The organism is Micromonospora sp. ANENR4, from assembly GCF_015354395.1.
GTDB classification, from domain to species: domain Bacteria; phylum Actinomycetota; class Actinomycetes; order Mycobacteriales; family Micromonosporaceae; genus Micromonospora; species Micromonospora aurantiaca.
In genome coordinates this window covers 176,714-196,221 of sequence record NZ_JADKYQ010000004.1, presented here as the reverse complement: position 1 = coordinate 196,221, position 19,508 = coordinate 176,714, and the positions used below count along the sequence as shown (strand labels likewise).

The 19,508-nt window shown below is 75.8% G+C and carries 9 protein-coding genes (1 of these 9 cut by a window edge); 1 reads left to right on the top strand and 8 read right to left on the bottom strand.

Annotation, left to right across the window (positions count from 1 at the left end):
* Positions 1–73: 73 nt before the first annotated feature.
* Genes IRY44_RS08960 through IRY44_RS08945 form a run of 4 tightly spaced genes read right to left on the bottom strand, consistent with a single transcriptional unit; the run spans position 74 to position 4,276 of the window.
* Positions 74–2,134: a 2-oxo acid dehydrogenase subunit E2 gene (locus IRY44_RS08960; protein ID WP_194799971.1), complete on the bottom strand. Its 2,061-nt coding sequence runs from the start codon at positions 2,132–2,134 to the stop codon at positions 74–76.
* Positions 2,131–3,033 carry a thiamine pyrophosphate-dependent dehydrogenase E1 component subunit alpha gene (locus IRY44_RS08955; RefSeq protein WP_194799970.1) on the bottom strand — a complete coding sequence of 301 codons (903 nt, stop codon included), beginning with the start codon at positions 3,031–3,033 and terminating at the stop codon, positions 2,131–2,133. Before IRY44_RS08955 ends, IRY44_RS08960 begins: the two co-directional genes overlap by 4 nt.
* Positions 3,030–3,269, bottom strand: a complete 240-nt coding sequence (locus IRY44_RS08950) for an acyl carrier protein (RefSeq protein WP_018786864.1) — start codon at positions 3,267–3,269, stop codon at positions 3,030–3,032. The genes IRY44_RS08955 and IRY44_RS08950 overlap by 4 nt, the downstream gene beginning before the upstream one ends.
* Positions 3,266–4,276: a 3-oxoacyl-ACP synthase III family protein gene (locus tag IRY44_RS08945; protein WP_194799969.1), complete on the bottom strand. Its 1,011-nt coding sequence runs from the start codon at positions 4,274–4,276 to the stop codon at positions 3,266–3,268. Before IRY44_RS08945 ends, IRY44_RS08950 begins: the two co-directional genes overlap by 4 nt.
* Positions 4,277–4,321: 45 nt before the next feature.
* Between IRY44_RS08945 and IRY44_RS08940 the strand changes: the two genes are divergently transcribed.
* Positions 4,322–6,637: a lantibiotic dehydratase gene (locus IRY44_RS08940; protein WP_194799968.1), complete on the top strand. Its 2,316-nt coding sequence runs from the start codon at positions 4,322–4,324 to the stop codon at positions 6,635–6,637.
* Here the strand turns inward: IRY44_RS08940 and IRY44_RS08935 are convergent.
* The 4 genes in view from IRY44_RS08935 to IRY44_RS08920 are tightly spaced (each overlapping or abutting the next) and all read right to left on the bottom strand, a layout consistent with a single transcriptional unit that may run on beyond the window.
* Positions 6,605–11,959, bottom strand: a complete 5,355-nt coding sequence (locus IRY44_RS08935) for a non-ribosomal peptide synthetase/MFS transporter (protein WP_194799967.1) — start codon at positions 11,957–11,959, stop codon at positions 6,605–6,607. The genes IRY44_RS08940 and IRY44_RS08935 overlap by 33 nt on opposite strands.
* Entirely contained in the window at positions 11,956–16,305 is a 4,350-nt protein-coding gene (locus tag IRY44_RS31015) for an SDR family NAD(P)-dependent oxidoreductase (RefSeq protein ID WP_194799966.1), read from the bottom strand. The genes IRY44_RS08935 and IRY44_RS31015 overlap by 4 nt, the downstream gene beginning before the upstream one ends.
* On the bottom strand, positions 16,302–18,617 hold the full coding sequence (locus IRY44_RS08925) for a lantibiotic dehydratase (protein ID WP_194799965.1): 2,316 nt from the start codon (positions 18,615–18,617) through the stop codon (positions 16,302–16,304). Before IRY44_RS08925 ends, IRY44_RS31015 begins: the two co-directional genes overlap by 4 nt.
* A protein-coding gene (locus IRY44_RS08920) for a non-ribosomal peptide synthetase (RefSeq protein ID WP_194799964.1) crosses the window boundary here: on the bottom strand, positions 18,614–19,508 show its 3' portion. Its footprint extends 2,618 nt past the window's final position; the window shows 895 of its 3,513 coding nt (coding positions 2,619–3,513); the start codon falls outside the window, past its right edge — the gene reads right to left on this strand; the stop codon is at positions 18,614–18,616. The genes IRY44_RS08925 and IRY44_RS08920 overlap by 4 nt, the downstream gene beginning before the upstream one ends.

The following is a 19,508-nucleotide window of genomic DNA, read 5'->3' as shown; positions in this document are numbered from 1 at the left end:
GCAAGGTTCTCACCGGTCCGGCGTCGCAACCGGCACGCGCCACGACCGCACGGCGGCCGGGCCGCAGTGACCGTCAGCGTTGCAGCACCTCGGCGAGCGCGGCCAGGTACGCCCCGGCCTGCGCACCGTTCACGAGCCGGTGGTCGTACGCCAGACCCAGGTCCGCCACGGTCCGCTCGCGTACCCCGCCGTCGCCGTCGAGCACGACCTCGCGGTGCACGTCCGGCACCGACAGGGCGCAGGTGACGCCGGGCGGGACGACCGGCCGGGCCACCGTGACGCCGGGTGTGTCGTTCAGCGCGACCAGGAAGTTCATGCCGGCCATGTCCTCCTCGCGGAGCCGGCCGCGCAGCGCCTTCATCCGCAGCGCGACCACGGCGTCGGCGAGGTCGCCGAGGTCCAGTCCGGCCGCGTCACGGATCACCGGCAGGAACAGTCCGGTGCCGACGTCCACGGTGAGCCCGATCGACGGCGCCTCCGCGTCGACCACCAACCCGTCGCCGGTGAGCCGGGCGTAGAGGCCGCCGAACCGCTCGTGCAGCGCGGCCACGGCGGCGATGACGACCTCGGTCAGGCCGACCGACGCGCCGGTCTCGTCGGCGGCGCGGCGGGCGTACGCGAGCGCTGCCGTCACGTCCACGCGGACGGCGGTGAAGGCCACCGGGATCTCCCGGTGCGAGGTGGACACCACGTCGGCGATGCGGCGCTGCGCCGGTGGCAGCGGCCGTCCCGGCGGCACGGTCCGCGTCCCCACGGCCTCGACCGGCTCCGGGTACGCCGCAGCGGGCGCGCCCGGCGGCTCCACCGGGGCGGGCACGGCCGGCTCGGGCAGGATCCGGCCGATGGGCGTGCCCGGGGCGCAGTCGGCGCCGGCGGCCACGTCCTGGCGCAGCACGCCGGCCTGCGTCGCGGCGAGCTCCTCGATCGCCTTGGACGTCTCGACCGCCGCGACCGGCTCGCCGGCCTCGACAGTGGCGCCGTCCGCGACCAGCCATTCCAGCAGCACGTAGCTGTCGTCGTTGGGGTTGAGCCGGGGTACGTCCACCGGGACGCCCGGAGACACGCCGGCCGGAGCCGCCGGGCCGGCGACAGTCCGTCCACCCCGGTCGGCGGCCGCCGTCCTCGGGGCGGGCAGGCGCATGATCCGGTCCAGGATCGCGTCGGTGCCGAGCAGCACGGCCTGTTCCAGGTGCGGCGCGGACGGGATGACCCGGTCGGCGGAGCTGACCAGCTCGACCGGGCCGCGCAGCAGCGGCCACGCCTCCGCGTGCAGGCGGGCCGCGACCTCGCTCCCCCACGTGCCGCCCGCGGTGCTCTCCTCGGCGACGATCACGCCGTGCGCGCCGTCGAGCAGGTCGCGCAGGCCGTCCACGTCCACCGGGTAGAGCCGCGCCGGGACCAGCACCTCGACCGGACGTCCCCGCTCGGCGGCCCGCGTGGCGGCGGCGATCGCCCGGTCGGCGACCCCGCCCGGCGCGATGACGAGCGTGGGCGCGCCGGTGGCGTCCGGGTCGTGGACGCGGGCCCAGTTGCCGTCCGCGCCGCGCAACTCGAAGGCGAGGCGGTCGTCGACGCGGCCGTCCACGTACCGCCGCCGGGTGTAGAGGATCTTGTCCTCGAACAGCATCGCCGGTTCGTCGCGGCGCAGCGCGGCGGCCAGCACGTCGGCCGCGTCGTGCAGCGGGGACAGCTCGTAGAGCGCGAGGTGCGGGATGCCGATGAAGTGCTTCTGCGGGCTCTGGCTGTGCGTCGCGCCGTAGCCCCGCCCACCGCCGACCGGGCAGCGGATCACCACCCGCATCGGGGTGCGCTCGCCGTACATGGCGACGGACTTGGTGATCAGGTTGAGGATCGGGTCGAACGCGAGACCGGCGAAGTCCCCGAACATGATCTCGACGATCACTGTGTCGCCGCACAACGCCAGGCCACCCGCGACGCCGGTGATGCCGTTCTCGCTCAGCGGCGTCGACAGCACCCGGTCCGGGTAGGCGGTGGAGAGGCCCTGGGTCACCTTGAACGCCCCGCCGTACGGGTCGGCGACGTCCTCCCCCAGCAGCCAGGCCCGCTCGTCGGCGGCGAACAGCGCGTGCAGGGCCCGGTTCAGGTTGCGGCTGACCCGTTCCGCGCGCGTCACGCCGCCGCTCCGCGCGCGAGCGGCCGGGCCAGCACCTCGGCCGAGACCTCCGCGACCCGCTGCCGGGCCCGCGCGTCGGCGGCCGCGAACCGCTCCGGGTACGCCTCGGCGTACCGCTGGAGCCAGTCGAGGCGGCGCAGCCGGTCGAGTTCGCCGGCGGACCGGGTGTCGTCGCCCTTGCTGTGCGGGCCGAGCCGGACCGTGTGCTGCACCAGCACGTGCGGCGTCCGGGTGGCGCGGACCCGCTCGACGTGCGGCACGGCGGCGGCGCGCACCTCGGTGAGGTCGAGCGAGTCGGACTCGCTGACGGTGATGCCGAACCCGGCGGCCCGGCCGGCGATGGTGCCGGCGAGTTGCGCGGTGGTCGGGGTGGACTGGGCGATCCGGTTGTGCTCGACCACGACGAGCAGCGGCACCCGCCACAGTGCGGCCATGTTCAGCGCCTCGTAGACGGCGCCCTCGCCCCACGTGCCGTCACCGATGTACGCCACCACGATCGCGTCCTGCCCGGTGCGGTTGAGGTGCAGGCCCACGCCGACCGCGGCGGGCAGGCTCTCCCCCTGCACGCCGGTGGACAGGAACCGGTCCCGGCGCAGGTGCTGGCTGCCGCCGTACCCGTGGCACACCCCGCCGTCGCGGCCGAGCAGTTCCGCCAGCAGCCCTTCCGGGTCACCGCAGTGCGCCAGGTAGTGCCCGTGGCCGCGGTGGTTGCTGAACACGAAGTCGCCGGTCAGCAGCGGGGCCAGCGCGACCGGGACGTACTCCTGGCCGAGGCAGGTGTGCGTGGTGCCGGCGAGGTGACCGTCGGCGTACAGGCGCAGCAGGTGCTCCTCGAAGCGGCGGATGAGCAGCCCGGCGCCGAGGTCGGCGTCGTCGAGCGGGGCCGGCGCGACGCTCACTCCGGGACGCCCCGCTGGGCGAGCAGCGCGCGCAGGTCGGCCACCGACCGCACGGTGCGGATCTCCCGGGGCGTCAGCGAGATCCGGTACGCGTCCTCGACGGCCGCGACGATCTGGAGGTGCCGCAGGCTCACCCACGCGGCGGTGGTCGCGGGGCCGGTCTGCGCGTCGACCTGGTCGACGGGCAGTTCCAGCACGTCGGCGACGAGCCGCACCAGCCGGCTGGACATGCTCATACCTCGATGATCGTACAGGCCCAGTGGGTGCCCCGGCCCAGCGAGATCAACGCGACCCGGTCGCCGTCGTGCAGCTCACCGGCGTCGAGCAGACGGCTCAGTCCGAACAACTGATCCGCCGCGCCGAGATGCCCGTACTCGGCCGCCAGTTCCCGGTTGGTCCGCTCCGGCGGCACCTTGTGTGCCTCGGCGAGCGACGTCATGGCGCGTTCGTTGTCGGCGACCAGGATCAGCCGCGACAGGTCGGCGACGGTGACACCGGCCCGCTCGCAGGCGCGTTCGGTGACCCGCACCATCCGCTCGTCGAGGTGGCGGGCGTACTGCGCGAACTGCTCGGGGTCGTAGTCGAAGAACTCCATCACGTGCCACACGTCGCGGGCGGTGGGCGGCTCGGCGCCGGGGGCGAACGGCGCCGCCGCGCCACCGCCGTCGAGCCGGTAGAACCCGGCGTAGCGGCCGTCCGTGGCGGCCTCGGTGACCTGCCAGCGCAGCCGAGGGTGCCCGCGCCGGGCCACTGTGGCCACCGCGCCGTCGGAGAACACCATCGGCTGGGTGTCCATCCGGTTCCAGTACGCCTCGCAGGTCCGGTTCGCGGCCACGACGAGCGCGGTGGCGTACTCCGGGTGGGTGGCGAACTTGCCGGCGACGGTGTCGAGGCTGAGCACGCCGGTGGTGCACGCCTGGGTGAGCAGCACCGCCTCGGCGCCGGCCGCGCCGAGCCGGTGAGCCAGGTCGGCGGCGGCGTCCCAGTAGAGGTGTTCGGTGAGGTCGGTGACGGCGAGCACCAGCAGGTCCACCCGCGCGGCGGGCAGCGTGGCGGCGTCCAGGGCGCGGCGGCCGGCCCGCTCGGCGAGGTCGGTCAGGCCGACGTCCGGCGCGGCGCGGTGCACCCGCCGGTAGCCGTAGCCGAGGACGCGGTTGACGTCGTCGGTGTACTGCGCCACCACGTCGGCGACGGGCGCCGGGTCGCCGAGCGCCTCACCGAAGGACACCAGCCCGAAGCTCATGCTCGACCGTCCCGCCGCAGATCCGCCGCTGCTTACCATTCCCCCATGCCCCGAGAGCATCTCACGTCCCTGCCCGGAACCCCTTGGCACGTATGGCGTTTCGCGTTGCTCCGGTCGGCCGGTTTTCCGGCCGACGGGATGAGCCGGTTCGCCGCTCCGGCGCTCGCGGAGGCGGCCGACCGGCACCTACGCGGGGACGGCGACGCCGCGGAGTTCGCTGCGGCGTTCGACGCCGCCGCTGCCGACCTCGGGCAGGCGGTCGACGACATCGCCTGCGACGACGCCTTCCGTACGGCGCTGACCTGGCAGAACCCGGCGGTCCTGCTCGCCGTCGACGCGATCCGGCGCGACGGCCCGCACGCCCGGCGCAACCTGCGCCGGCGGCACCGGGAGGAGGTCGTCGCGAAGTACTGGCAGCGGTACTGCCTGAAGAACGACACGGTGGGCTTCTTCGGCCCGATCTGCTGGACCGAGCTGGGCGGCAGCGCTCCGATCGCGACGGTGCGTCAGGGTGCGGCGTTGACGCGTACCCGGAAGGTGTTCCTGGAACGGTGGGGCCTGGACGCGCTCGCGGCGGCCTTCGCCCGCGTACCAGGCGTGCGGGACTGGCTGCCGGTGCGGCTCGCCCCGCACCTGAGCCTGCGCGACCGCGTGCTGCGGCACCCGCACCATCCACCGCAGACGCTCCCGGCGGCGACCGCCGCGCTGCTCACGCTGGCGCGACGCGGACCGCGCGTGGCCGACCTGGTCGCCGCGCTGCTCGCGGACCCGGCGAGCGGCTTCCGCCGGGCCGCTGACGTGCACGCGCAGCTCGACGACCTGGCCGGGCGCGGCGTGCTCCGGATCGGCTTCGACCTGCCGGTCGACCTCACGGCCGAGGACGCGTTGCGCGAGCAGCTCGCCGCGATCGGCGACGACCCGGTCCGCGAGCGGGTGCTCGGCGACCTCGCGACGGTGAGCGACCTGCGCGACGCGGTGGCCGCCGCCGACGGCCCGGACGCGCTGGCCGCCGCGATGTCCGCGCTGGACCGGCGGTTCGTGGAACTGACCGGACGGGACGCGCGGCAGCAGCCCGGCGAGGTGTACGCCGGGCGCACGCTGTGCCACCTGGAGACGGTCCGTGACCTGGACGTCCGCTTCGGTGAGGCGCTGCTGGCACGACTCGCGCCGCTGGAACCGCTGCTGCTGTCGGCGCGGTGGCTGACCGCGGCGATCGGGCAGGCGTACGCCGACGCGCTGGCCGCCCTGTACCGCGACCTGGCGGCGGAGTCGGCCACCGACGACGTGCCCGTGGCCGACCTGTGGTTCCTGGCGCAGGCGGTGGTGTTCGGGACGGACCCGCCCGCCGCCGCCGTCACCGCCGAGTTCCTGGACCGGTGGGCAGAGGTGCTGGGCCTGGCCGACGCCGACTCCGACGCCCGGGAGCTGCGGTTCGACGCCGCCGAGCTGACCGAGCGGGTCGCCGCCGCGTTCCCCGCCGACGCGCCCGGCTGGGCCGCCGCCCGCATCCACAGCCCGGACGTGCACGTGTGCGCCCCGAACGAGGCGGCGCTGCTGCGCGGCGACTTCACCGTCGTGCTCGGCGAGTTGCACGTGGCCCTGGCCGCGTTCGACACGCACTTCTTCGCGTACGGGCACCCGGACCCGCAGCGGCTGCGCGACGGGATGCACGCCGACCTGCCCGGCGGCCGGGTCCGGCTGCTGCCGCCGGTGGACTGGCCCCGGCACACCGCCCGGATCGCGGAGTGGCTGCACGGGCCCGCCGACGCCCAGCTCGGGTTCGTCGACGCGCCCGGCGCCGACCCGGACCGCCTCGTGCCGATCACCGCCCTGACCGTGCGGCCGGGCGACGACGGCACGCTGACCGCGCACGCCGACGACGGGCGCCGGTGGCCGCTGCTGGAGGTGTTCGCGCCGCTGTTCGACCACCAGGTGTTCGACACGTGGAAGCTGGCCGGCAACGCCGGGCGCACGCCGCGCATCACGGTCGACGGCCTGGTGCTGGTCCGCGAGACGTGGCGCACCACTGTGGGCGAGACCGGCCTGCACACGGTCAAGGGCGAGCGGGAACGCTACCTCGCGGTACGGCGCTGGCGGCTCGCGCTCGGCCTGCCCGAGCGGATCTTCGTGCGGGTCGACACCGAACTCAAACCCAGCTACGTGGACCTGACCAGCGGCGTCTACACCCGGCTGCTGTGCACGCTGCTGCGCGGCGCGCACGCCAAGGGCGGCGACGAGGTCGGGCTCACCGTCACCGAGCTGCTGCCCGGTCCGGACGACGCCTGGCTGACCGACGGGACCGGCCGGGCGTACGCCTCGGAGCTGCGGCTACAGATCGTCGACCCGGCGCAGGTGCGGTAGCCACTCGGTGGCGTCCGCCGGCGCGTCGGGGGTCTCGGTGTCGAACCGGCGCAGCCGGCGGACACCGTAGGCGCCGAGCGCCACCACGGCCAGGGCCAGCCCGGACACCACGAACGCGAACCCGAGTCCCCGGCCGGGGCCGGTGCCGATCAGCGCGCCGACACTGCCGGCCAGCGCCCCGCCGGGGGCGAACATCGGTTCCAGCAGCGACCCGCTCAGCGGCACCAGCACGGCGAAGCCCAGCGGCAGCGTCGCCCAGGTCAGCGTCTGGATGATCGCCAGCACCCGGCCGTGGAACCGCTGCGGCACCTTCACCTGGATGATCGACAGGTAGATGCCGTTGTGCAGGCCCAGGCCCAGCCCCACGCCGAAGCTGCCGAGCGCCACCAGCAGCAGGCTCGGGCGGACGCCGCTGAGCACCAGGCTGACCGCCACGCCGAACGCGATGGCGATCAGCGCGGGCATCCGGCGCCGGGTCGGGCCGCCCCACACGGCGATGGCGAGCCCGCCGAGGACGGCGCCGAGCGCCTCGGCGAACGCCACCGTGCCGACCTGACCCATCGTGCCGAACGCGAGCACCATCGGCGGCACCAGCAGCAGGCTCGCCAGGCACAGGTTGTAGAGCGAGAAGAAGCCCAGCATGGCCCGGAAGCCCGGCTCCGCCCACGCCATCCGCGCACCGCCGATCAGCTCGGCCAGGAACGGCTCCTTGCGGCGCCGGCCGAGCAGGTCGGGGAACCGCACCGCGGCCAGCACACCGATCGCCACCACGTAGCTGACGATGTCGATCACCAGGACGCCGGCCAGGCCGATCGCGGCGAGCAGTCCCGCAGCCAGCAGCGGCACCGCGAGCGAGCTGAGCCCGACCGCGAGTTGCGCGATGCCGTTGGCGTGCCCCAGGTAGCGCTTCGGCACCACCTGCGGGATCGCGGCCAGGTAGGTGATGCGTTGGAACACCGACGCCGCGCCGAGCACGCACACGAGCGTGTAGACGGCCGCCAGCCCGAGCCGGTCGGTCCAGAGCAGCAGCGCCAGCAGCGCCTCCGCGGTCACCGCCGTCGCGCACGCCGCCAGCAGCACCCGGCGCCTGTCGAACCGGTCCGCGACCGCGCCGGCGACCGGCAGCGTCAGCAGCGCCGGCAGGTACGCGATCACCCCGGACAGGCCGAACCACAGCATCGAGCCGGTCTCCAGGTAGACCCAGACCGGCACCGCCCACTGGGTCAGCGCCGAGCCGGTCGACGAGATGAGCTGGCTGGCGGTGATCGCCAGGAACCGGCGTACGCCCGGTTGCACGCCGGTCTCGGCGGTGACCGGATCGGTGCTGGTGGCCGCCAGTGCCCAGCCGTCACCGGCGAGGCGGCGCGGCGCGGCGGCCGGCGCGGCGAGCCGGGGATGGGTGCGGGTGAGCACCTCGGCGAGCGCCTCGGCCCGCTGCTTGACGAAGTAGTGCCCGGCCTCGTCGAGCACCACGAGCGCGGTGGACTCGCCGAGGAAGCTCCACTCGCGGTACCGCTCCTCGTAGTACTCGGTGAGCACGTCGTGGGTTCCGACGACGGAGATCACCGGTGCGGGCACCCGGACCGGTTCGCCGTCCAGCCACCCGGTGAACCGCTCCTGCGCCTCGGCGGCCTCCCGGCGTACGTGGTGCACGAACCGGTCGACCTGCGCCTGGTCCAGGTCGGCCAGTTCCGCGCCGATCGAGCGCAGGAACGTCTCGTACCGCCGGTCGGCGCCCCGGGAGTCGGCCCAGTCGACGAGCCGGCCGAGCATGTTGTCCGGCCGGGCGGTCGGGAACACGCCACCGGCGTAGATCGCCTCGATCGGGCGTCCCCGCTCGTGCAGCCGCCGGGCGATACCGGTCAGCAGCGCGCCGCCGACGCAGTGGCCGTACAGGACCAGCGGGCCGTCCACCCGCTCCTCGATCTCGGCCACGCACCGCTCGACCAGCTCGTCGAAGGGCAGCTCGGCGTCGCGGACGCCGACGTCGTGGCCGGGGATCGCCACGGAGAACAAGGTGTGCCCGGCCGGTAGCGCGTCCGCGAGCGGCTGGTAGATGCTGGCGAGCCCGCCGCCGTACGGCACGCACACGTACGAGCGCACCCGCTGGTCCGCCGGGACCGGCCGGGTCAGCTCGTACAGCAGCGGGCGCTGCCGGTCCCCGTCCGCCGGGGCGTCGATCAGCGCGGCCAGCCCCTGCACCGTCGGGTGCGCGAACACGTCCATCACGCCGACGTCGACCTGCCCGTACGCCTCGCGCAGCAGCGCCAGCATCCGGATCGCCAGCAGCGAGTGCCCGCCCAGCTCGAAGAAGTCGTCGTCCAGGCCCACCTCGGGTACGCCGAGCACGTCGCGCCAGGTGGCGGCCACCGTCTGCTCGACCGGGGTCACCGGGGGACGGCGCTGCGCGGGGGCGACACCGGACGAGGGCGCGGGCAGCGCGGCGGTGTCGAGTTTGCCGTTTGCGGACAGCGGCAGCGCGTCGAGCGTCACGAACGCCGACGGCACCATGTACTCCGGCAGCCGCCGTTTCAGCGCCGCCCGCAGTTCCGCCGGCTCCGGGGCCTCGCCCGTCAGGTACGCCACGAGGCGCTGCTCGGCGGGCGTGGCGCCGCGCACGACGACGGCGGCGGAACCGACGCCCGGCTGTTCGCGCAGCACTGCGGCGATCTCCCCCAGCTCGATCCGCAGGCCCCGCAGTTTCACCTGGTCGTCGATGCGGCCGAGGAACTCCAGCGTCCCGTCGGCACGCCAGCGGGCCAGGTCGCCGGTGGCGTACAGCCGGCCGCCGGGTTCGCCGAACGGGTCGGGGACGAACGAGGCGGCGGTGAGTGCGGGACGGTTCAGGTAGCCGCGGGCCACCTGCACGCCGCCGAGGTGCAGCTGCCCGGCCACGCCGGCCGGGACCGGGCGCATCGCCTCGTCGAGCACGTACGTGCGGACGTTGCGGATCGGCGCGCCGATCGGCACCCGGGTCACGCCGGCCAGTGCGTCGGGCGTGGCCGCCCAGGCGGTGACGTCGATCGCCGCTTCGGTGGGTCCGTACAGGTTGTGCAGCGCCGCCGACGGGATCGCGGCCACGGCGCGGCGGGCCAGGTCCGCGGGCAGTTCCTCGCCGCTGCACACGATCCGCCGTAGCGACCCGCAGCGGGCCGGGTCGGCCGGGCCGGCGGTGGACAGGAACGCGTCGAGCATCGACGGGACGAAGTGGACAGTGGTGATCCGCTCCCGTTCGATCAGCTCCCGCAGGTACGCCGGGTCGCGGTGCCCGCCCTGCGCGGCGAGCACCAGCCGCGCGCCCACGAGCAGCGGCCAGAACACCTCCCACACCGACACGTCGAATCCGATCGGTGTCTTGTGCAGCACCACGTCGTCCGGGCCGAGCGCGAAGGCGTCCTGCATCCAGTCGAGCCGGTTGACGATCGCGGCGTGCTCGTTGACCACGCCCTTCGGCCGCCCGGTGGAGCCCGACGTGTAGATCACGTACGCCGCGTTCCCCGGTCCGGCGGCAGTGCCGGCGGCGGTGCCGGCGGCACTGCCGGCGGCGGTGCCGGCGGCGGTGCCGGCGGCGGTGCGCGGCCGGTCCGGCGCGGTCAGCGGCAGCACGGTACCCGGGACGGTCAGCCCGTCGGGCAGCTCGTCGGCCAGCAGCACCCCGGCGCCGGCGTCGGCGAGCATGAAGGCCAGCCGCTGCGGCGGGTGGTCCGGGTCCAGCGGCAGGTACGCCGCGCCGGCCCGGTGGATGCCGAGCAGCCCGGCGATCAGGCGGCGGGAGCGGGGCTCGTGGATCGCGACCACCGACTCCGGTCCCACGCCGTGCGCGACCAGGCGCGACGCCACCTGCTCGGCGGCGTCGGACAGCTCGGCGTACGTCATCCGGGTGTCGCCGTCGACCAGCGCGACAGCGTCGGGCGTACGACGGGCCTGGACGTCGAACAGCTCCGCCAGCGTGGTCCGGCGAACCGGCGCGGCGGTGGCGTTCCAGCCGGTCACGACCGCCGCGTGCTCGGCGTCCGGCATGACCGGCAGCGCGCTCACCCGGGTCCGGGGCGCCGTCACCGCGGCGGCGAACAGCAGCAGGTAGCGGTCCGCGAACGCCTCCATCGCGGCGCGCTCGAACAGCGCGGTGCGGTACTCCAGCCGCAGTTCGTTCCCGGCGATCTCCAGCGAGAGGTCGTCCATTGCGCCGCCGAACGCCTCGCCCCGGCCGGTGGGCAGGTGGTGGAACGTGAGCTGGTACAGCGGCGGCACGCCCGGGTCGCGTCGTACCGCCAGCTCCTCGACGAGCTTCTGGAACGGCATGTCCTGGTGGTCCCAGGCGTCGAGCACGACCCGGCGGACCCGGCGGACCAGCGTCAGGAACGGCGGGTCACCCGACACGTCGAAGCACAGCACCAGCATGTTCATGAACATGCCGAGCAGCGGTTCCAGCTCGGCCCGGTCCCGGCCGGCCACCGGCATGCCGACCACCACGTCGTCGCTCCCGGACAGCCGGTGCAGCAGCGCCACGTAGGCGGCGAGCTGCACCATGAACGGGGTCGCGGCGGCCTGCTGGGACAGCTCGGGCAGCGCCGCCGTCACGTCGCCGGGCAGCGTGCGGCGGACGTCGGCGCCGTCGAACGTGAGCGTCGCCGGGCGCGGCCGGTCGGTGGTCAGCGCGTGCACTGCCGGCAGGCCGGTCAGCGCCTCCCGCCAGTACTCGCGCAGCTCGTCCCACCGGGGGCCGTCGAGGCGGTCGCGTTCCCAGGCCGCGTAGTCGGCGTACTGGATCGGCAGCTCGGGCAGGTCCGGCGCGCGGCCCGCGACGGCGGCGGCGCACAGCTCGGTCAGCTCGGCGCGCAGGTGGAGCAGGGAGGTGCCGTCGAGGACGACGTGGTGCCCGGCGAACAGCAGCCACCAGGTGTCCTGGTCGAGCCGCAGCAGCCGGGCCCGCCACAGCGGGGCCGCGTCCATCGGCAGGTCGAGCCGGGCGTGCTCGGCGACGATCCGGGCGCGGGCGGCGTCCCGCTCCGGCCCGGGCAGCGCGGACAGGTCGGTGACCGGCAGCTCCACCGGGACCGCTTGGTGGATGTCCTGGTAGAGCCGTCCGTCGTGCAGGCGCAGCGTGGTACGCAGGGCCTCGTGCCGGTCGGTGACCGCCCGCAGCGCGGCGAGCGCCTGCTCCGGCCCGGCGCCCGCCGGCAGGGTGACCGCGTCGGTCATGGTGAACAGCGGCTGCCCGGGGCTGAGCTGGGCGGTGAACCAGACCCGCTCCTGGGCGTACGACGCGGGAACGGTGTAGACGTCGTCCACCGGCGTGACGTCGTGGCGTGACTCGGTCATCCCGGCCGTCCCGGTCGGCGCAGGCGCGGGATGGGCGCCTCGGCCGGTGCGGAGGCGGACGGGGCGGCGCGCAGCGACTCGATCCGGGCGGCCATCGCCGCGACGGTGGGCGCGTCGAACAGCACCCGCATGGACAGCCGGGCGCCCACCGCCTGCCGGATCCGCAGCACCAGTTGCGCGGCCACGAGCGAGGTGCCGCCGAGCCGGAAGAAGTCGTCGTGCGGGCCGACCTCGGCCACGCCCAGCACGTCGCGCCAGATCCGGGCGACGGTGGCGGTGAGGTCGCCGTCGGTGGCGGTCACCGTCGAGGCGGTGGCCGCCGTGGTCGCGGCGAGCCGCCGCTCGTGCCCGGCGACCGCCTCCACCGTGTAGGCGCCGACCGCCACCGAGCCGGTCCGCCCCTCGGCGAGGGCCCGGCACGCCGCGCGTACCGCCGCGTCCGGGGCCAGCCCGTCGTGGTCGGGTACGCCCTCCTCCCGCCACGCGCCCCAGGCCACCGACAGCACCGGCGCCCGCCAGCCGTGCGGGTTGCGCGCGTACGCGTCGAGGAACGCGTTGGCGGCCGTGTCGTCGGCGCGGCCCAGGCCACCGGCGAGCGCTGTGACCGAGGAGCTGAGCAGCACGAAGTCGAGCGGCAGATCGCCGAAGACCGCGCGCAGCGCCAGCGTGCCGGTGACCTTCGGCAGCAGTTCGGCGGTCGCCTCGGCAAGCCGCGACCCGGCGGACAGCCCGGTGTCGGGCAGCCGCGCGGCGTGCACGATGCCGTCGAGTCCGCCGAGGTCGTCCTCGATGTCGGCGCGTACCGCCTGCAGCGCGTCCACGTCCGTCACGTCGGCGCGCACGTGGCGGACCTGCGCCCCGGCCCGTTCCAGCGCCTCGACCAGGTCCGGCCGGGCGGTCCGGCCGACCAGCACCAGCCGGGCGCCCCGGCGGGCCAGTTCGGCGGCGAACGCCCCGCCGATCCGGCCCAGTCCGCCGGTGATCAGGTAGCGCCCGCCGTCGCGCAGTGCCGGCCCGGCACGCCGGCGAGCCGGCGCCGCCGAGAACCCGCGCGTCCAGCGGCGCCCGCCCAGCCGCAGTGCGACCGCCTCGGCCCGCTCGGCGCCGAGCAGTTCGTCCGCCAGCGCGTCCGCACCCGGCTCGGCCGGGTCGGCGTCGACCCAGTGGCAGCGCAGGCCCGGACGCTCGAGCGGCACCGAACGCACCACCCCGGCGACTGTGGCGTGTTCCGGGCGCAGCAGGTCGGCGCCGGTCACGTCGGCCGTCCCGGCGGTCACCACGTCCAGCGTCACGTCGGCGGCCGGCAACGCCTCCAGCAGCGTCAGCAGCGCGAGGTACCCGTGTTCCTGGGCCGCCGCCACGGCGTCGGCGTCCGGGCCGGCCGGGTCGCCGTCGAGCGCCCACGCGTGCACGATCCGGGCGGCCCGGCCGTCGTCGGCGCACTCGTCGAGCAGGCGCTGGTGGTCGGCGACGCCGGCCGGGCGCAGCCGGTAGCCGTCCGGGCGGACCGCGAAGGCCGTTCCGGGGCGGACCACAGTGACGTCCGCGCCGCGCTCGCGCAGCCGGTCCGCGAGCGCTGTGCCGCGCTCCCCGGCGGCGAACAGCAGCAGCGGGCCGGGCGCCTCGACGGGTGTCGTGTCGGGCAGTTGGTGCCAGACCGGCACCTCGACCACGCCGTCGTCGTACCGCTCGCCGGTGGCCGGTTCGGCGGGTGCGGCCACCGGTTCCGGGTCGATCCAGTACCGGGCGCGCTGGTACGGGTAGCCGGGCAGCGGCACCCGGCGCGGCGTGCCGGAGGCGGGCAGCCGCACCGGCACCCCGGCCGCCCACAGCCGGCCCGCCGCCTCGTACGCGGTCTGCCTGTCGGTCAGCCGCTCCCCCGGCGCGGGCAGCGTGCGCAGCGGCGCCCGGGCCCCCGCCGGCAGGCTGAGCCGGGCCAGACCGGCGAGCTGCCGGCCGGGGCCGCACTCCAGCAGCAGCCAGTCGTCGGCGGCGCCGGTCGCGGCGAGCGCGGACACCGTGGCGCCGAACCGCACCGGCCGGCAGAGCTGGTCGGCCCAGTAGGCCGGGTCGGTGATCTGCTCGTCGGTGAACGGCGCGGCGGTCGCGGCCGAGAACACCGGCAGGTCCGGCGCCCGGCGCGGCACCGCCGCCACGAGCGCCGCGAACTCGTCGCGCACCGCCGCCAGCAGCGGCACGTGCATCGCGTACGGCGACCGCAGCGGCGTGCAGCCGATGCCGCGTTCGCGCAGAAGGTCCTCGGCGGCGGCTACCGGTGCCGGGGCACCGCCCAGCACGCAGGTGTGCGGGCCGTTGCTGATCGCCACCGCCACGCCGCCGGGCAACAGCGGCGCGATCTCGTCGGCGCCGCGCTGCACGGCGAGCATCCGGCCCTCCGGCGCGGCCTGCACGAGGCGGCCCCGGGCGGCGGCGAGCCGCAGCGCGTCCGGCAGGTCGAACACCCCGGCCACAGTGGCGGCGACCAGTTCGCCCACGGAGTGGCCGATCATCGCGGCGGGCGTGACGCCCCAGTGCCGCCACAGCACCGCCAGCGCGTACTCGACGGCGAACAGCGCGGGTTGCGCCACCGACGGCTCGGCCAGCCGCTCGTCCGCGCCGGGTCCGGCGTCGAAGATCATCTCACCCGCGTCCCAGCCGAGGATCGCGGCGCACTCGTCCACGGCGGCGGCGAACACCGGCTCGGTAGCGGCCAGGTGCGCGCCCATGCCGGAGTGCTGCGCGCCTTGGCCGGGCAGGAGCAGGCCCACCCGGGGCGGCGTCGCGGCGTCCCCGGCGGCCCGGCGCTTCGGGTCGGTGAGCGCCGCCGCGGCCCGGGCCCGGTCGACGGCGACGACGGCGGCCCGGTGCCGGTACGCCGGCCGGCCCTCCCGCAACGTGTACGCCACGTCGCGCAGCTCCAACTCCGGCGCGCCGGTGAGCCGCTCGGCCAGCCGGGCACAGGCGGCAGCCAGCGCGTCGGGGGTCGCGGCGGACACCTGGAGCAGCTCGCCGCCGCCGTGATCCGGCTCCGGGGGTACGCGCGGCGGTGCCTCCTGGAGCACCAGGTGCGCGTTGGTGCCGCCGAGGCCGAGCGAGCTGACACCGGCCCGCAGCGGTCGCTGGTCCTCCGGCTCCCACTTGGTCAGCGTGGACACCACGTAGAACGGGCTCGCCTCGATGTCGATGTCCGGGTGCGGCCGGTCGTGGTTGACTGTGGGCGGGATGAGCCGGTGCCGCATCGACAGAACGGTCTTGATCAGGCCGATCACGCCGCCGGCCGCGCTGAGGTGACCGATGTTGGCCTTCGTGGAGCCGACGCCGCACCAGCCCCGCTCGGCGGTGCGCCGCCCGTACGCCGTGCTCAGCGCCGCCAGCTCGATCGAGTCGCCGAGGACGGTCCCGGTGCCGTGCGCCTCGACGTACCCGACCGAGCGCGGGGCGACGCCGGCCACCGCGAGCGCCTGCGTGACCACCTCCACCTGACCGGTGACGCTCGGCGCGGTGAAGCTCGCCTTGGCCGAGCCGTCGTTGTTCACCGCGTTGCCGATGACCAGCGCCCGGATGTCGTCGCCGTCGGCGAGCGCGTCGGAGAGCCGCTTGAGCACCACCACGCCGACGCCGCTGCCGTAGACGGTGCCGTCGGCGTCCGCGTCGAACGGGCGGCAGTGCCCGTCGGCGGAGGTGTAGCCCTCGTCGGCGACGTACCCGACGCCGTGCGGCAGTTCCACGCACACGCCGCCGGCGAGCGCCGTGTCGCACTCGCCGCTGCGCAGCGCCTCTGCGGCCAGGTGCACCGCGACGAGCGACGACGAGCAGGCGGTCTGCACCGTCATCGCCGGGCCGCGCAGGCCGAGCCGGAACGCGACGGTGCTGGCCAGGTAGTCCGGCTTGTTGCCGAGCGACACGCGCAGCTCACCGGCGTCCGCGAGCGCCCGCGGGTTCCGCCGGACGTTGAGCCACTGGTACAGGTCGGCGTTGCCGCCCGCGTACACGCCGATCTCGCCGTCGTAGCGGGCCGGGTCGCAGCCCGCGTCGGTGAGCGCGGCGTGCGCGTGTTCCAGGAACAGCCGCTGCTGCGGGTCGGTCAGCTCCGCGTCGCGGGGGCTCAGCCCGAACAGCTCCGCGTCGAACCGGTCCACGCCGTCGAGCACCGCGGCCACCGGCACGTACGCCGGGTCGTCGAGCTGCTCCGCGGGAACGCCCCGGGCCAGCAGCTCCGCGCGGGTGAACCGGGTGAGCGACTCGGCGCCGACGACCAGGTTGCGCCAGAACTCGTCCGCCGACGCCGCCCCCGGTACGCGCAGGCTGAGCCCGACGATCGCGATCGGCTCCACTGTCTCGTTCACGCCATGACCTCCGGCTCGGCCGAATCGCTGATGTGCAGGCGCAGTTCGCTGACGTAGCGGCGGCCCGCGCGGTCGGGCAGCCACGCCTGCCCGAGCGCGGGCAGCAGCTCCGACACGGTCACCGCCACGTCGTCGCCGCCGGCCCGCCGGGCGGCGCGCAGCAGCAGGCAGAGCCGGTTGGCGTAGAGCGGGCTGGTCAGGTCCACGTAGGTGGGCTTCAGTTCGGTGGCCACCCGGACGAAGACCCGCTCCGGCAGGCCCAGCGCGGCCCGCCAGCGGCGTACCGCGAGGTAGCGCCGCGCCTGGTCGACCACGTCGGCCAGGCCGGTGGCCCCGACGGTGGTGCGCCACGTCTCCCGCGCCAGCACCAGCCGGTCCACTGTCACCCGGGGGCTGTGCGGGCGGTCGGTCATCAGCTTGAACGCGTCACCAGCGTGCACCGCGATCAGGTCGGAGAACACCTCGACCAACGGCCAGCGCGAGCCGTCCGGGCCGGTCGCCACCAGCATGCCGTCCACCTCGGACACGATCGCCGCGTTCGCCGGGACGAGCCGGTCGTGCGGCGCGCCGGGCGCGTCGGCGAACGCGAGCCGGTAATCGTCCGGCCCGGGCAGGGACGCGGACAGCCGCCCGCCGACGCGGGGGAAGTCCACCGGGTAGAGCGGGCGCAGCCGTCGCGGGCCCAGGTCGGCGGCGTACGCGCGCCGCAGCCGGTCCACGTCGGGGTGGCAGTGCGTGAACAGCTCGGCGTTGAACGTGGCGTACGCGGCGTGCAGCTCGCCGAGCACCGCCCCGAACTCGCCGGCGGCCAGCGCCTCGGGTGACTCGGCGAACAGTTGCAGGTCGGGGCTGTGCACCCGGCCCGCGCTCCAGCCGGGACGGGCCGCCGGGAACCGGTCGGCCACGCGGTGCGCCAGCTCGGCCGCGCCGAACTCCACCCGGGCCGTTCCCTCGGGCAGTCCGGCCAGCCCGAGCACCCGTTCCCAGCGGGCGGCGAACTCGGCCGCGACCCGGTCCACCGGCCGGTCACCGGGCCCGAACAGCGGCCCCTGCGCGACGAACCACAGGTCACCGAGCCGGACCGGGCCGTCGCCGCTCAAGTCGTCGTACAGGTCGCGCAGCGCGTCGCCGTACGCCGTGGCCAGTTCGGCGGTGAGCCAGCGTGCCGCCCGCAGCGGCAGGTCCAGCGCCGGGGCGAGGGAGTCGAGCAGGCCGCCGCCGACGGTGAGGTCCACGTCGCGTGCGGTCTCCTCGTGGCACAGCGCCCGCCCGGCGTAGTTCTGCCCGGCCCGGCGGCGCGGCGGCAGCCCGGTGAGCGCGGTGAACTCGGCGTCCAGCGCGGCCAGCGCGGCGGTGAGGGCGGCCGGGTCACCGGCGGCGTCGGCGACCCGGGTGCGGGCGGCGGCCAGCCGGTCCAGCCCGGCCAGCGCCCGCGCGCGGCAGTCCCGGTCACCGATCGCGGCGATCCGCTCCCGCAGGTGCTCCTGCGCGGCGAAGCCCTGCGGCAGGTCGAAGTCCCAGCGCAGCAGCCCTCGCTCGACGAGCTGGGTCAGCAGCAGGAACCCCTCCTCGGCGCGGCGTACGCCGGTCTGCCCGTCGCGTACCAGGTCGTCGACGACGTCCCGGGCCGGGCGGGTGCCGTCGCACCGGCACAGCGCGATCGACTCGCTCAGCGACACCGGTTCCGGGCGCTGGGCCGGCCGGTGCACGACCCGGTCCGCCAGGTGGACGTGCGGCGCCCGGACCGGGGCGAGCCACTGCCGGACCTGCGGGTCGGCGGCCAGCCGGTCCGCGTACGCGGCGAGCGCCCAGTGTTCGAGGTGGACGGCGCGGCGGCGGAGCAGCCCGGGGCCGGGCACGGCGGTGACGCCGGGCGCGCCCGGTGCCACGGTGCCCCAGCACACCGGCCCGAAGAAGCCGATGGTCTCGCACTTGGCGACGTAGCGCTGCCAGTACCCGGCGACGACGTTCTCCCGGCCCCGGCGGCGCACGTTGCGGGGTGCGTCCGGGCCGTCGCGGAGCAGCCCGTCCAGCGCCACCATCGCCTCCGGGTTCTGCCAGGCCACGGCCTCGCGGAACAGCGGGTCGGCGGCGATCCCGCACAGCGCCGCCGACGACGCCCGGACGGCGGTGGCGTACGCGGCGCTGAACGACGCCTCGTCCAGCTCACCGGACAGGTGCCGGTCGGCGGCGTCGGCGCAGTCCGGCGCGGCGAGGCGGTCCAGTCCGTCGGCGGGGAACCCGGCGCTGCGCAGCAGCACGTCCCGCCACACCGACCAGCCGGTGTCGCCGAGGGGGACCAGGTACGTCACCGCGGCTCCTCCTCCACCACCGGGCGGCGCTGGACCCGCTGGCGGCGCAGCGCGCCCCGGCGCGCGGCCCGTGCCACCGCCTCGTCCTCGGCGTCCTCGCCGGACGACGGGGCACCGAGGCTGTCCAGGTGCGCGGCGAGCGCGCGGACGGTCGGGTGGTGGAACAGGTCCACGACCCGCAGGTTCGTGCCGAGCAGCCGGTTGAGCTGCCGTTGTACGACGGCGACCGCGAGCGAGCCGCCGCCGACGTCGAAGAAGCTGTCCGTGGCGGCCACCTCCGGTACGCCGAGCACGTCGCACCAGACCGAGGCGATCCGCCGCTCGGTGGCGGTTGCCGGGCGGGCGGCGGGCACCCCGGCGCGACCCGCGGCCCGGGTGACGCGGGCGGCCCGGGGCACGTCGCCGGCCGTCCCGGCCGGGACGGCGGTCCAGGCGGGCAGCTCGGCCACCGGCCGCTCCGGGTCGGCGGCGCCGGCCCGCAGCAACCGCTCGACGTCGGCGAGCACGTCGCTGATCAGGGCCTCACCGTAGACGTCCGGGTTGAAGACGATCTCCACGCGCAGCCGCCCGTCCCGGGTGATGCCGTAGAGCGTGAGGTCGAACGGTGAGCCGGGCGCGGGCACCGGCACCGGCTCGGCGGACAGTCCGGCCAGGTCCAGCCGGGGCTCGTCGAACGTGTACATGTTGAACAGCACCTGCACCAGCGGGCTGCGGTCGAGCAGGCCGCCCAGTCCGAGACCGCCGACGATGCGCTCGACAGGTGCCTCCGGGTGGGCGAGCGCGGCGAGCAGTTCCTCCCAGGCGGCGCGGACGTGCGCGGCGAAGCCGGCCCCGGGCGTCCGGCGCAGCCGCAGCGGCGCGATCTCGATGAAGAAGCCGACCATCGGTTCG